Origin of the sequence: Campylobacter lari subsp. lari (assembly GCF_013372185.1) — a bacterium.
GTDB lineage: Bacteria > Campylobacterota > Campylobacteria > Campylobacterales > Campylobacteraceae > Campylobacter_D > Campylobacter_D lari.
Map to the genome: position 1 here is coordinate 317,752 of NZ_CP053830.1, position 14,058 is coordinate 331,809.

The 14,058-nt window shown below is 30.1% G+C and carries 12 protein-coding genes and 1 pseudogene; 8 read left to right on the top strand and 5 right to left on the bottom strand.

Annotated features, from left to right (window positions below; translation table 11 throughout):
• Positions 1-24: 24 nt before the first annotated feature.
• Together CLLT_RS01715 and CLLT_RS01720 are read right to left on the bottom strand one after the other, a co-directional pair.
• Positions 25-522: pseudogene (locus CLLT_RS01715) on the bottom strand (pyridoxamine 5'-phosphate oxidase family protein); the annotation flags it as partial.
• A complete protein-coding gene (locus CLLT_RS01720; protein WP_074692634.1) occupies positions 519-1,115 on the bottom strand; it encodes an NAD(P)H-dependent oxidoreductase in 597 nt (198 codons plus the stop codon). The pseudogene CLLT_RS01715 and the gene CLLT_RS01720, both read right to left, overlap by 4 nt.
• Before the next feature lie 99 nt (positions 1,116-1,214).
• Between CLLT_RS01720 and rrpA the strand changes: the two genes are divergently transcribed.
• Both rrpA and CLLT_RS01730 read left to right on the top strand, forming a co-directional pair.
• Positions 1,215-1,544 carry a MarR family transcription factor RrpA gene (gene rrpA, locus CLLT_RS01725; RefSeq protein ID WP_074692633.1) on the top strand — a complete coding sequence of 110 codons (330 nt, stop codon included), beginning with the start codon at positions 1,215-1,217 and terminating at the stop codon, positions 1,542-1,544.
• Complete coding sequence (locus CLLT_RS01730) at positions 1,541-1,993, top strand: lipocalin family protein (RefSeq protein WP_070255934.1); 453 nt, start codon at positions 1,541-1,543, stop codon at positions 1,991-1,993. The genes rrpA and CLLT_RS01730 overlap by 4 nt, the downstream gene beginning before the upstream one ends.
• Here CLLT_RS01730 and CLLT_RS01735 read toward each other — a convergent pair.
• Positions 1,990-3,072: an NAD(P)-dependent alcohol dehydrogenase gene (locus CLLT_RS01735; RefSeq protein ID WP_074692631.1), complete on the bottom strand. Its 1,083-nt coding sequence runs from the start codon at positions 3,070-3,072 to the stop codon at positions 1,990-1,992. The two genes, CLLT_RS01730 and CLLT_RS01735, sit on opposite strands and share 4 nt — an antisense overlap.
• A 154-nt stretch (positions 3,073-3,226) precedes the next feature.
• Here CLLT_RS01735 and hsdR point away from each other — a divergent pair, with 154 nt between their 5' ends.
• The 6 genes from hsdR (at position 3,227) to CLLT_RS01765 (ending at position 12,440) form a co-directional block, all read left to right on the top strand.
• Positions 3,227-5,539 carry an EcoAI/FtnUII family type I restriction enzme subunit R gene (gene hsdR / locus CLLT_RS01740; RefSeq protein ID WP_074692630.1) on the top strand — a complete coding sequence of 771 codons (2,313 nt, stop codon included), beginning with the start codon at positions 3,227-3,229 and terminating at the stop codon, positions 5,537-5,539.
• Positions 5,529-6,461 carry a HamA C-terminal domain-containing protein gene (locus CLLT_RS01745; protein WP_074692628.1) on the top strand — a complete coding sequence of 311 codons (933 nt, stop codon included), beginning with the start codon at positions 5,529-5,531 and terminating at the stop codon, positions 6,459-6,461. Before hsdR ends, CLLT_RS01745 begins: the two co-directional genes overlap by 11 nt.
• On the top strand, positions 6,458-8,566 hold the full coding sequence (locus CLLT_RS01750) for a DEAD/DEAH box helicase (RefSeq protein WP_074692627.1): 2,109 nt from the start codon (positions 6,458-6,460) through the stop codon (positions 8,564-8,566). Before CLLT_RS01745 ends, CLLT_RS01750 begins: the two co-directional genes overlap by 4 nt.
• A gap of 4 nt (positions 8,567-8,570) precedes the next feature.
• Positions 8,571-9,755, top strand: coding sequence for a restriction endonuclease subunit S (locus tag CLLT_RS01755; RefSeq protein ID WP_081352028.1), 1,185 nt, complete (start codon positions 8,571-8,573; stop codon positions 9,753-9,755).
• A 120-nt stretch (positions 9,756-9,875) separates the two neighbouring features.
• The gene (locus CLLT_RS01760) at positions 9,876-10,946 is read left to right on the top strand and encodes a Fic family protein (protein ID WP_074692624.1); all 1,071 of its coding nucleotides are present in this window, start codon (positions 9,876-9,878) and stop codon (positions 10,944-10,946) included.
• Entirely contained in the window at positions 10,947-12,440 is a 1,494-nt protein-coding gene (locus CLLT_RS01765) for a class I SAM-dependent DNA methyltransferase (RefSeq protein WP_074692622.1), read from the top strand.
• Here the strand turns inward: CLLT_RS01765 and CLLT_RS01770 are convergent.
• Positions 12,437-13,615, bottom strand: coding sequence for a molybdopterin molybdotransferase MoeA (locus tag CLLT_RS01770; protein ID WP_074692621.1), 1,179 nt, complete (start codon positions 13,613-13,615; stop codon positions 12,437-12,439). The two genes, CLLT_RS01765 and CLLT_RS01770, sit on opposite strands and share 4 nt — an antisense overlap.
• A gap of 1 nt (position 13,616) precedes the next feature.
• The gene (locus CLLT_RS01775; protein WP_012661093.1) at positions 13,617-14,057 is read right to left on the bottom strand and encodes a molybdopterin synthase catalytic subunit; all 441 of its coding nucleotides are present in this window, start codon (positions 14,055-14,057) and stop codon (positions 13,617-13,619) included.
• Position 14,058: the final 1 nt, after the last annotated feature.

Sequence of the window (14,058 nt, forward strand, 5' to 3'; positions counted from 1 at the left end):
TCCAAATATATTTTTGAATTGTTGTTACTTAGGATTATTAGAAAATTTATGAGAAATTTTTCCTTTTGCATGCGTTATTATTTGAGCTTTTATATCATAAGCTTGTCCAAAACCTTTTACAAATCTTCCTTCTTTGAAATTTAATTTTATAAGATGAAAATCTTGCATATTTTTTATCATTTTTATACTTTCATCGTTGTTATTTTGCGATAAAAACTCATCATAAATTTCATCAAATTTTTCATCTTTTTGCATAAAAATAGCTTCGCATTTATATCTTAATCTTTTTCTTAAAATAGCAGATACAGCTTTGCACTCATCTTCTAAAAACATTATTTCTATATTGTTTGGATTATTTTTTATATTTGAAAAATGTTCTGATATTTCACTTATGTATATAAAAAATCCATATTTACTTTTTATAAGTGGTGCATAAGAGCACATTACTTCATTATCTTTGCTTAAACTAGCTATGCAAACAGAGTTAAACTCATTTATAAAATCATTAATTTCTTTTTTTAAATTTTCCATTTTTTATCCAAATATATTTTTAAATGTTGCTCATAATCTTTGATAAATTTATCAACTTGAGGATTTTTACAAACATCATTTACTATAAAAGTCGGTAAAGCACTCATCCCCATATATTCATGAGCTTTATGTAAATGTAAATATACCATATCAACACCAACACCATCAAAAAATTCATTTTTTAAAGTAAAAGCTTCAATAGGCGCATTCCAAGTAAGAGAAAACATGTATTTTTTATCTTTTAACAAGCCACCTGTTCCATAATTTATGCTAGGATTAGCACTGCTTCTTCCATCGTTTATAAAAAATTTATCCTTACCTTGTATATAAATTTCATCCATGTATTTTTTAACTATCCAAGGCTCTCCCATCCACCAAGCAGGCATTTGATACACCCAAACATCAGCCCACATAAGCTTTTGCACCTCTTCTTCTATATCATAAGCATTGTCTATAATGGTTTCTTTTATGTTGTAGTTTAATGATTTTAAAGTATTTTTTGCTATTTCTTGTAGGGTATGATTTAACTTTCCTTTTGAAAATTTTAATTCCTTAGCGCCATTTAACAATAAAATATTTTTCATTATTTATCCTTGTTTTTAAATTTTTAAAATTATAATTTAACTATAATCTTATTTCAATACAGAAATTTATGTAAGATACTATACTAAAGGAAAGTTAAAATGCAACAAAAATGCGATTTTACAGAGTGTGGGTTTAACTATACTTTATCACTTATTTCGGGTAAATATAAAATGAGTGTTTTGTATTGTTTGTTTCGCTATGAGGTGGTAAGATACAATGAGCTTAAAAGATATCTTGGTAATATTTCTTTTAAGACTTTAACGCATACTTTAAGAGAACTTGAAAATGATGATTTAATCACACGCAAAGAATATCCACAAATTCCACCAAAAGTAGAGTATAAACTCTCTAAAAAAGGTCAAAGTTTAATACCTATTTTACAAGCAATGTGCGAGTGGGGCGAGGAAAATCAAAAGGAAGAAAAATGATAGAATTGTTAGATGGTATAAATTTAGAAAAATACATGGGTACATGGCTAGAAATGGCTAGAAAACCTGCTTTTTTTCAAAAAACCTGTAAAAGTGCTAAAGCAGAATACGAGCTAGAGTATGAAGGCTCTATGCCTATAATAAAAGTTAAAAATATATGCACCAAAGAAAATGGTGAAATTTCACAAGCAAATGGCAAAGCAAGAGTAAAATCTCCAAGAGCTTTAGCGGTTAAGTTTAGTATTTTTATGAATATTTTTAACAAGCCAAATTATGAGATTGTTTATATTGATACAAATTATCAAGTTTCTATTGTAGGTAGTCCTGATAAAAAATACTTATGGATTTTATCAAGAGAGATTTTAGTAAAAGAGCAAATAAACTCTTTGCTTGAAATAGCCAAGCAAAGAGGTTTTGACACTAGCGATGTGATTTTTGATGAGTATTAATCCTGCTCGCTCATATCGATTACATAGCGAAATTTGGCTTTTCCTGAGGTGAGATTTTCATAAGCTTTGTCAATCTCGCTTGGTTTGATGAGTTCAATTTCAGGATAAATTCCATGCTCTAAAGAAAAATCAAGCATTTCTTGAGTTTCTTTAATGCCCCCAATAAGCGAGCCATATACTTTTTTACCTGCCTTATGTACAAGATGAATGATGTTAATGCTAGGGCTTACTTCATGTGGAGGTAATCCTACTATAGCCATCTCACCACCAAATTTTAATAAATCCATATAAGCTAGCGGATTATAAGGGGTTGGTATGGTAGAGATGATGAGATCAAATCTTTCTTTTACTACGCTTTTATCTGTACTAGTATAAAAATTATTTACACCCATAGCTAGAGCTTGTGCTTTTTTGTTTTCATTTCTTGCAAAAACACTTACTTTTGCCCCCATTTTTACAGCATATTTTACTGCCATCATACCAAGTCCACCAAATCCAGCTACGGCTACACTTGAACCTTCTTTTATATTTGAAAATTTAAGCGGTGAATAGGTAGTAATGCCTGCACAAAGTAAAGGCGCTACTTTGTCAAGCGGAGCATTTTTTGGTACATTGATAGCAAATTTTTCACTTACTACGATGTTGTTTGAGTAGCCTCCATAGGTGTTTTCATTATCATGAAATACATCTTTGCAGTTATAAGTGTAGATGGTTTTACCATTTTCGCAAAATTGCTCTTGAGATTTTTTGCATGCTTCGCACTCTCCGCATGAGTTTACCATGCACCCAACCCCAGCAAAATCACCTACTTTAAATTTACTCACATTTTCACCCACTGCGATAACTTCTCCTGCTATTTCATGGCCAGGTACGCAAGGGTAGGTTGCCTCGCCCCATTCGCTTCTTGCGGTGTGTATGTCACTATGACAAATTCCTGCGTATTTGATAGCGATTAAGATGTCGTTTTTGCCTACTTTATGGCGTGTAAATTCAAAAGGTGTGAATTTAGAATCCTTGCTAAGCATAGCATAACCTTTGCTTTTAACACGACCATTTTCTAAAAAGATTTTTGAGTCCATTTTCTCTCCTTTAGTGGTTTTTGAAATTATATTAAAGCTAGGTTTTTATTGCAATAGGGAAAATAAAGTAAGATACTATACTCAAGGTGCGTTTGTGGGTTTTGATTTGATTTTTATGATATAATCATTTAAAATTTTAAATATTAAGGAAGCTATGGAACTTAAGCATTTTTCAGAAGATGATACTAGAGTAAAACTCATAGATATTAAACTTCAAGCAAGCTCTTGGAGCGAAGAAAATATCACAAGAAATTATTATTTTACAGATGGACGTAAGCTTATAGGTGGTAAAAGAGCACAAAGAAAATTTGCAGATTATTTGTTGAAATTTCAAAACAATAATCTTGCTATCATAGAAGCTAAAAAACAAAGCAAAGATCCTTTAGATGGCTTGTCTCAAGGCATAGAATATGCCAGAATTTTAAACGTAGCATTTGTATATAGCACTAATGGCGATAAAATTTATGAATACAACTTAAAAACTTCAAGCGGTGAGTACATAGAAAATTTTCCAACCCCAAGTGAGCTTTTTGCTAGGATTTATGGAAATTTAAAAGAATGGCAACACAAGCTTTTATCGCAGCGAGAATTATACATACCCCAAAAAGAATTAAGATATTATCAAAAGATCGCAGTTGATAAAGTCATAGAAGCTTTGATCAACGGTAAAAATAGAATTTTACTCACTCTTGCTACAGGTACAGGTAAAACCACCATAGCTTTTGCTTTGTGTTATCGTTTACTTGAAGCTAGGTGGAATAAAACAAATCAAGACAAAAAACCTAAGATATTATTTTTATGTGATAGGGTGAGTTTAAGAGATCAAGCTTTAGGAGAGTTTAATCCTATAGAGGGCGATTGCGTGGCAGTGAGTGCGCAAGAGTTGAGAAAAAATAATGGCAGAGTGCCTACAAGTGCAAATGTGTTTTTTGGAATTTATCAAAGTCTAGCTTCAAATTCAAAAGAACAAGAAAATGCTAATGAAGAACAAGAAAGCAAATTCTACTTACAATACCCCAAAGACTTTTTTGATCTTATCATCATCGATGAATGCCACAGAGGTGGAGCGAATGAAGAAGGTAGTTGGGCAGGGGTGCTAGAGTACTTTTCATCGGCTACGCATTTAGGGCTTACTGCTACACCTAAAAAAAGCGATAATGTAGATACTTATAGGTATTTTGGTGAGAGTATATATGAGTATAGTCTTAAAGATGGCATAGAAGATGGCTTTTTAACTCCTTATAAAGTTAAGCGTGTTACGACTACGCTTAGTGAAGGCTATGTGTATAACCCTGATGATATCATAGAAGGTGAGTTAGAAAAAGGCTTTTATAAGATCAATGAATTTGAAAGAAATATTCACTTACCTCAATACAACGATTTTCTAGCTAAAGAAATTTTAAAGCTCATCAACCCTATGGATAAAACCATCATCTTTTGTGCTAACCAAGCCCATGCAAGTGAAGTAAAAAGAGCCATTGATAAATTTAAAAGTGTAAAAAGAGATGACTACTGCGTGAGGGTTACAAGTGATGAGGGTAAAATAGGGCTTGAGTACTTAAAGCAGTTTCAAGATAATGACAAAAGCTACCCTGTGATACTCACTAGTTCTAAAATGCTAACCACAGGAGTAGATGCTAGAAATGTCCGCAACATAGTGCTTTTGGCAAATATAGGTTCTATCATAGAATTTAAGCAAATCATCGGAAGAGGCACTAGGGTATATGAGGGAAAAGACTTTTTTACTATACTAGATTTTACCGGAGTAACAAGACTTTTTTATGATCCTAAATGGGATGGCGAGCAGATCAAAGATGAAGAAAAAACCGAGGTAAAAACTATACAAAACAAAAGAGAGCAAAGCAACCCTAAAGAAACAACCAAGCAAAAAGAAGTCACTGTGCATTTAAAAGGCACAAAACTAAAAGTGCTTGATATAACGACAAGCTACATAGGAGATAGCGACAAGCCACTTAGCACAAAAGAATTTTTGGAATTTTTAGTAGGAAAGCTAGCAGAATTTTATGATGATGAAGCAAGGTTACGCGAGATTTGGAGTAACCAAGCAAGCAGGAAAGAATTTTTACAAAAACTTGAAAAAGACCGCATAAGCGAGCAGGTTTTGGAAGAATTGACAGTGATTTTTGAGCAAAAAGACTGCGATGTGTATGATGTGCTAGCACATTTAAGCTTTAACAGCGAGATCAAAACACGCCATGAACGCGTGCTAAATGTAAAAAATAGTACATTTTTAAAACGCTTCCAAAAAGAAAAAGCCTTAAAGCTTGTGGAGTTTTTACTAGATAGGTATCAAGAGTATGGTATAAAAGACTTTGATAGTGGGTTAAAAACACTTATAGATCTTAGCTCTTTAGGTAGCGTAAAAGAGCTAGTGAGTGAATTTGAAGGTATGGAGAATTTAAAACAATGCATTGATGATTTACAAAGGGAGATTTATGCAGGATAAAGAAATAGAAAATACAACGGCAATAAACACCTATGTGAAAAATAAAAATGATGTTACTTTTGAGATTTGCCTTGATTCTGTAATGGATGACTCGTGTAGTAGATTTTTATTATCATTAATTAACGACTTTGAGGAAGGTGAGTGGAGATTTGAGAAATTTAATCAATATATAATGAATGCATTGGCTGAAACTGCCTTATCGAAAACAGAAAGAGAAGCTTTAGCTTCAAAAGAAGAGTATTATTCCATAATACAACGATCTGTTGCAAATCTAAATAAAAAAGAAGGAGAGATAGGAGAAATTTTTCTTTATGGTATTATGAAAAAATACTATAATGCCTTGCCTATTGTGCCTAAGATTTTTTATAAACAAAATGCCAATGATAATGCAAAAGGCGCAGATAGCGTTCATTTAACTATAGAGAATAAAGAATGTCATTTGTGGCTAGGGGAATCTAAATTTTATACAGATATAACCAATGCAATTAGTGAAGCTATAAAATCCATTAAAGACCTTTTAGTAAAAGACAAGCTAAATAAAGAAAAGTCTATTATTATGGATATAAATGATGTTGAATCTTTTATCAAAGATAAAATCTCTGAAGAAAGTATAGATAAAATAAAAAGAGTTTTAAAACAAGATACTTCCATAGATGAACTAAAGAATATCTTGCATATTCCAATATCAATCATTTATCAATGCGAGACAACTAAAACATATAGCGAGTTATCAGAAGAATATAAACAAAAAATAGTAAATTTTCATCAAGAGAAAGCAAAACAAGCTATTGTAAAAATTACCAATGAGCTACACAATGTGCACAAGATAGAAAAAATAAAATTTCATATCATTTTATTTCCTGTACCAGATAAAGAAAAAATCAAACGCGACTTTGCCAAAAAACTAGAGGTAGCCAAATGACCAGTGAGCAAATTTTTAATGAATGTGTAAAGATATATGAAAATCTAAATGATAACAACAAAGAAACAGAAGCTAAAGAAAAGCTTTTTTATTTGCTTGATAAAATTCAAGATAAAGCTTTATATCCGCCTATATTAAATCATCTAATCAGACAATTTGGGTTATATCCTTATATGAATCAAGATACTTCAATTTTAGAAGACAAATTCTTACTAGAATGTTTTAAAGCAAATATCGGAGAAGACGAACCAAAAGTTTTGCATAGAGAACAATCAAGAGTTTTAAAAAGACTTTTAGATAATAACAATGAAAGTCTTATTCTTTCTGCTCCAACAAGTTTTGGCAAAAGCTTTATTATTGATGCTCTAATAGCTATGAAAAAACCAAAAAATATATTAATCATTGTTCCTACAATTTCTTTATTAGATGAAACTAGAAGAAGACTTGTAAGGAAATTTACACCTAACTACAACCTAATTACAACATCGGGTGCTACTCCAAAAGAAAATAATATATTCATATTAACCCAAGAAAGAGTTTTGGAATATTTAGACTTTATAAAAGCCAATAGAATTGATTTATTTATCGTAGATGAGTTTTATAAAATTGTCGGGGATACAAGGTCAGATATTTTACAAAATGCAATAAAGCAAGTAAGTTCTTATTCCAAACAATCATACTATCTGTGTCCAAATATCAAACAATTTGACGAAAAATCATCGAAATATCAATTTTTAAAAAATATAGAAAAAGTCCTAATTGATTTTAATACTGTAGCATTAAAAACACATGATTTAAGCCACAAAAAAGAAAAGAAAGAACATATATTAAAGAACATATTAAATGAAAATAAAAATCAAAAAACAATGATTTATATAAAAAGCAAATCAGAATCAAAAAAGGTTTGCAAAAATATAAAAAACTATATTAATGCAACAGATAATCAATTAAAAAGTTTTTCAAATTGGTTAAAAAAACATTATTGGCAAGATTGGGATTTTGCTGAATGTTTGGCAAATGGGATAGGACAACACAATGCCGCTATGCATAGATTTATCCAACAACTTCAGGTTAAACTATTTTCAGAAAATGAACATATGAATATTATGGCAACTACCACTTCTTTAATAGAAGGTGTAAATACTGCAACAAAAAATATAGTTATATGGAATGATTCTGTTGCGAGGGATAAAGATAAATTAACAAGTATGCAATATAAAAATATTATAGGTAGATGCGGGAGAATGTTTAAATATTTTGTTGGTAATGTGTATTTATTAGAAAGTAACAAAGAAACATTAAAAAATGAGCAAGAAACTATGGAAATAATTCCTCAAGAAGAATTTTTATATAGAAACGACTTGGAAACTTTTAATACAAAAACAAAAATAGAAGAGAACTTAAAAAACGTACTTAATGATAAAAATAAATTTTATCAAATTATGTCAAAAATGAAAAATTATTCTATTTTAATGGATTTGGACAATATTTTAACAATTGTTGAAAATGCCGAACTTTTTGAAAAAAGTATTGAATATTTAAATAGTGATGTTCCAGATGAGTGGGGATTTATCAAAAAGAAAGAAATACGAGAAATTGTTTTCAAAATATTGAATGAGAAATCTAGAAATGCTTATTTTAAAATAATTGATTATGGCAAACACAATTACGATGGCGTAAAGCAAACTATTAATAATATAAGTAAACAAGAGAGATATAAAATTAATATTAGCCAGTATTTTGACATTGAAAAAGCAATCAGTTTTGATATCGCTAGTTTTTTTAATGATTTGAATCAAATTATGCAAATACTCTATCCTGAAAAAGAGATAGATATTTCAAGTTTTGTTACAAAACTTTCAAATGCTTTTTTACCATCAGTGGTATATACTCTTGAAGAATTTGGACTACCTAGAATCATTTCTAAAAAACTTCATCAATGTGGATTTATTGATTTTGAAAATAATGATTTAACAATAGAGCAAGCGTTAAGCAAATTTAAAGAACATACAGCTGATGATATAATCAATATATTAAAAGAAAAAAATCTTTACGATAATTTTGAAGATTATATATTAAATTATTTTTATGAAGGTTTGGGATAATAAAATGACAAATTTACCACAAGGTTGGGAGAAATTTAATTTCGATAATATTTTTTACAGCCCAAGTTCTAAAAATTATCAATTAAATACTAAGGATTATTTAGGCAAAGGTTGCATACCTATAATAGATCAATCTAAAAAATTTATTATTGGATATTCAAATAATTATGAAAAAATATTTAAAATAAATAATTGCAATAACTCATGTATAATTTTTGGCGATCACACCAGGGTTTTAAAATTTATAGATTTTGATTTTATTGTTGGTGCAGATGGGGTAAAAATATTACTAAATAAAGACATAGAAAGATTTAATACAAAATTTTTATTTTTTCAACTATTATACAAAGATATTCCATTATTAGGATATCGAAGGCATTTTAGCGTGCTTAAACAAAATACTTTCATTATTCCACCACTCAAAGAGCAAGAAAGGATAGTGGAAATTTTAGATGAGAGTTTTACAAAGATAGATGAGAGTATAAAAATTTTAGAGCAAGATTTGCTAAATTTAGATGAGTTAATGCAAAGTGCCTTGCAAAAAGCTTTTAACCCTTTAAAGGATAATACTAAGGAAAACTACAAACTCCCACAAGATTGGGAATGGAAAAGCTTAGGGGAAATATGTTTTATTACAGATGGAACACACAAAACACCTAGCTATATAAAAACAGGGATTCCTTTTTTATCTGTTAAAAATATTTCTAAAGGTTTTTTTGATTTAAGTGATATCAAATACATTTCACTAGAAGAGCATAACAAACTTATAAAAAGAGCTAAGCCTGAATTTGGAGATATTTTAATTTGTCGTATTGGAACTTTGGGAAAAGCTATAAAAATTTCTTTAGAATTTGAATTTAGTATTTTCGTTAGCTTAGGGCTTTTAAAACCAAAAGTTAAAATTATAAGTGATTATTTGGTTTATTTTTTGAATTCTTATTTTATTGAAGGGTGGATTGATAATAATAAAGTTGGTGGTGGAACACATGCTGCAAAATTAAATTTAAATATTTTAGAAAAATGTCCTATTGCGCTACCCCCACTCAAAGAGCAAGAGCAAATCGCTTCGCATTTAGATGAGCTTTCTTCTCATGTAAAAAATTTAAAGCAAAACTATCAAATGCAGATAAAAGACTTACAAGAGCTTAAAAAGTCCTTGCTAGATAAAGCTTTTCAGGGAAGATTATAAATGTTAAAATTTTTATCAAATTTTAACATATGGTCTAGATATGTTAAAAATTTTTGATTTTTTTAACATATTTTTTTATAATGTTAAAAATTTTAAAAAATTTTAACATATGGAAAAATTATGAAAGAATTCATACCACCAAAACTTCCTTTAGATATAGAATTAAATGCAAATATTTATGGTCTCATCATTAGGGCTTCGAGAAAATTAGCGGAGTTAAATGGACTTAGCAAAAGCATGCCTAATCCAAATATATTAATCAATGCTTTGATCTTGCAAGAAGCTAAAGATTCTAGCGAGATAGAAAATATTATTACCACTCACGATGAGCTTTTTTTATCTCAAATCGATGAAAGTAAACTTACAAGAGCGGCAAAAGAAGTGAAAGACTATGAAAATGCTTTAAAAAAAGGATATGAGCTTTTAAAAAAAGAGCAATTATTAAGAAATGCACATATTTTAGAAATTCAAAAAAGACTAGAAAGAAATAATGCAGGTTTTAGAAAACAAAGCGGAACTACGCTGATAAACCCTGCCACAGGAGAAATCAAACACACACCCCCGCAAAATCCTAGTGATATACAAGAACTTATGGGAAATTTGGAGCGATACATCAACGATGATACTTTAGATGAACTTGATTTTTTGGTAAAAATGGCAATCATTCATTATCAGTTTGAAAGCATACATCCATTTTACGATGGTAATGGTAGAACAGGTAGGATTATCAATATACTTTATTTAGTTTATAAAGGCTTGCTTGATTTGCCTATCTTGTATTTAAGCGCTTATATAGTAAATAACAAAGAAGAGTATTACAATCTTTTACAAAAAGTACGTGATGAAGGTGCAATTTTAGAATGGATAGAATACATACTCAAAGGTGTAGAGCAAACTGCTATAAAAACGATAAAAACCATTACTATAATAGAAAAAATGATGTCTGATGTAGGTGAAATTTTGCAAAATAAAACGAACTTTTACAGCAAAGACTTTGTGGAGCTTTTGTTTTCTCATCCTTATACAAAGATAGACTTTTTGATAAATAAATTAGATATTTCTAGGCAAAGTGCCTCAAAATACCTTAAAATTTGTGAAAAATTAGGGGTGCTAGAGTGCATTAAAATGGGTAGAAATAATTATTATATTAATATAGAACTTTTAAGACTTTTTAGAAAGGGAATTTTTTAAATGCAAGGTAAAATCGATAAAATCACAGATATTCTAAGAAGAGATGATGGCATAAGCGGTGCTATGCATTATAGTGAGCAGATTAGTTGGGTGCTTTTTTTGAAATTTTTAGATGATTATGAAGAAGAGTTAAAGCTAGAAGCTGAGTTAGATGAAAAGCCTTATAAGGCTATTTTGCAAGAAAAATTCAGTTGGAGAGCTTGGGCAGCACCTAAAACAAGCGAAGGAAAGCTTGATGTAAAAAATGCTTTAAGTGGAAGTGATTTGCTAAGCTTTGTGAATGATGAGCTTTTTCCATATCTAAAAAGTTTTAAAGATAATGAAAATTTCAAAAGCATAGAGTATAAGATAGGCGGAATTTTTGAATTTATAGACAACCGCATAGCTAATGGCCATACTTTAAGAGAAGTTATAAATTTAGTCGATGAGCTAAGTTTTAGCAAAGAAAGTGATGTATTTGCTTTAGGTGAGGTTTATGAAAAGCTTTTAAAAGACATGGGAAGCGATGGGGGAAATAGTGGGGAGTTTTATACCCCAAGACCTTTGGTTAGAGCCATGGTGGAGGTGCTAGACCCTAAAGCAAAAGAGAGAATTTATGATCCTGCGTGTGGGAGTTGTGGGTTTTTAGTAGAGAGTTTTTTGCATATTCTTTATGAAGATAGGGCAAAAAAGAAAAAAGCAAATTTGAGTGTGGAAGAACTTGAATTTTTGCAAAATGATGCCTTGTTTGGTAAAGAAAAAACTCCGCTAAGTTATGCAATGGGTGTGATGAATATGATCTTACATGAGGTTAAGTCCCCAAATATCATCAAAACCAATACTCTAAATAAAAAAATCACAGACATAACTGAAAATGAAAAATACGAAGTGATTTTAGCAAATCCTCCTTTTGGTGGTAAAGAAAAAGATCAAAATCAAAATAACTTTCCTGTAAAATCAAATGCCACCGAGCTTTTGTTTTTACAGCATATTTTAAAGTCTTTGAAAAACAATGGAAGATGTGCCATAGTAGTGCCTGAAGGAGTGCTTTTTCAAAATTCAAATGCCTTTGTGAGTGTAAAAAAAGACTTGCTAGAAAATTTTAATCTTGAATGTGTTTTAAGCTTGCCAAGTGGGGTGTTTTTGCCTTATAGTGCGGTAAAAACTAATGTGCTTTTTTTCTCTAAAGGACAAAGAAGCATTTGTGGTGAAAATGATGAAAGTGTATATTACTATGAGCTTGTACCTCCTTTTAAATTGACTAAAAACAAACCTTTAGAATACACGCATTTGCAAGAATTTTTAAAATGTTATAAAGAAAGAAAAATCACGGCTAATTCTTATTTGGTAAGTAAAAAAGAACTTGAAGAAAGAAATTATGATTTAAGTGCTAAAAACCCAAACGTAAAAGAAGAAAAAACCTTGCGTGAAGTAGAGGAAATTTTAAGCGAGTTAGAGCAAAATCAAAAACAAGCAAAAATGCTTTTTGAAAAAATTCAAAAAGCACTTGTTTAAGGCATAAAAATTATATCAACTAAATCATTTTCTTTTATATCATCGTTTGCTATCATAAGTGCAGCTTTGTTATTTAAGTTGTTTATGATAGCACTTGAACCTTCTTTTTTACCCTTTAAATTTGCATAAATTTTTCCATCTTTAAATTCTACATTACACGCTACAAATTCCAAATGCGGACTTTTTTTCTTATAGTCAGTATTTGCAAATGCCTTAAATACATAGTCTTTTTCTTGTAAAAACCAAGCATTTAAAAGTTCTCTTACATATAAATTAAACATCACCATAGCCGAGTACGGAAAACCCGGTAGTGCAAAGATGAATTTGTCTTCAAATTTGGCTATTTTGATGTGTTTGCCAGGCTTTACATCGACTTTATCTAAGATGACTTCATACTCTTTAACAGCTTGTTTTAAAAAGTCAAAATCCCCCATGGAAACTCCACCGGTAGTAACTAAAATATCACACGCATTAAGTGCTTGTTTTAAAACATTTGGGGTTTTTTGCATATCATCTTTTAAAAGTGGGAAAATTCTAGCTTCAGCACCAAGTTTTTTTGCCATATTAGCTATAGCTACATGGTTTGATGAGCGAATTTGTGCAGAGTGCTCTAAGCTTTCGCCTAAGTCTTTGATCTCACTTCCACTGCTTAAAACTCCTATTATAGGTTTTATAAAAACACTTATGTGAAAATATCCAAGCTCGGCTAAAAGCGCTATTTCACTATAGCTTATTTTCGTGCCTTTTTTTAGTAAAATTTCACCTTTTTTATAGCTTTCGCCTATTTTTCTTACAGCAAAATTTTTGCTAACTTTTTCTTTTATGATTAAAATATCATTTTCTACTTGCACTTTTTCTATAGGCACTAAAGTATCGCTACCTTCGCTCATTAACGAACCTGTAAAGGTTTTAACACATTCTTTGGTATTTAGTTTAAAATTAGGAAATTTTCCTGCAGGAACTTCTCCTATGATTTTTAAATTTTCATCCTGATCATCAAATTTTATAGCATATCCATCCATAGCTGAGGTTGGAAATTGCGGATGATCATTTAAGGCTATGATATCTATGGCTAAAATTCTATCTAAGCACTCTGTTAGCGCTATTTTTTCTATCTTTTCATAAGAATTTATAGCTTGTTTTAAACTTTTTAAACTATCTTCATAAGATTGCATTTTAATCCTTTAAAATTCCTGCGCCTTTAAGTTTTAAAGAACGCTCTTTTGCATAAATTTTTTCTCCATTTATTACATCATATTTCCAAATAGGAGCACTAGCTTTAAAATCTTCTACAAAATCATTTATAAGTTTTAAGCCTAATTTTCTTTGTTTGCTTAAAATCCCTGCAAAATAAGAACTCTCATGCACTCTAACTTCGCCAATAGAATGAGCAAACATTAAAGTTATATTATCATTTTTTACTTTTTCGCACCATTTTTCAAACCAATTTTTAAGCAAAGGCTCATATATATCAAAGCTTAAAGCTTCTATACCATCTTCAGCTCTTACTATACCACAAAAAGTTATCAAAGCTCCGCAATTTTTATCTCTGGAAAAATCATACCATTTTGTATAAATTTTATTAATATCTAAAGAACCATTGTATAATTCAAACATT

Bases quoted from the DNA above. Each gene is read 5' to 3' on its own strand.
- CLLT_RS01755 (WP_081352028.1), top strand. From the start codon at position 8,571: ATGACAAATTTACCACAAGGTTGGGAGAAATTTAATTTCGATAATATT.
- CLLT_RS01745 (WP_074692628.1), top strand. From the start codon at position 5,529: ATGCAGGATAAAGAAATAGAAAATACAACGGCAATAAACACCTATGTG.
- CLLT_RS01720 (WP_074692634.1), bottom strand. From the start codon at position 1,115: ATGAAAAATATTTTATTGTTAAATGGCGCTAAGGAATTAAAATTTTCA.
- CLLT_RS01760 (WP_074692624.1), top strand. From the start codon at position 9,876: ATGAAAGAATTCATACCACCAAAACTTCCTTTAGATATAGAATTAAAT.
- CLLT_RS01730 (WP_070255934.1), top strand. From the start codon at position 1,541: ATGATAGAATTGTTAGATGGTATAAATTTAGAAAAATACATGGGTACA.
- CLLT_RS01750 (WP_074692627.1), top strand. From the start codon at position 6,458: ATGACCAGTGAGCAAATTTTTAATGAATGTGTAAAGATATATGAAAAT.
- CLLT_RS01735 (WP_074692631.1), bottom strand. From the start codon at position 3,072: ATGGACTCAAAAATCTTTTTAGAAAATGGTCGTGTTAAAAGCAAAGGT.
- rrpA (WP_074692633.1), top strand. From the start codon at position 1,215: ATGCAACAAAAATGCGATTTTACAGAGTGTGGGTTTAACTATACTTTA.
- CLLT_RS01775 (WP_012661093.1), bottom strand. From the start codon at position 14,057: ATGTTTGAATTATACAATGGTTCTTTAGATATTAATAAAATTTATACA.
- CLLT_RS01765 (WP_074692622.1), top strand. From the start codon at position 10,947: ATGCAAGGTAAAATCGATAAAATCACAGATATTCTAAGAAGAGATGAT.
- hsdR (WP_074692630.1), top strand. From the start codon at position 3,227: ATGGAACTTAAGCATTTTTCAGAAGATGATACTAGAGTAAAACTCATA.
- CLLT_RS01770 (WP_074692621.1), bottom strand. From the start codon at position 13,615: ATGCAATCTTATGAAGATAGTTTAAAAAGTTTAAAACAAGCTATAAAT.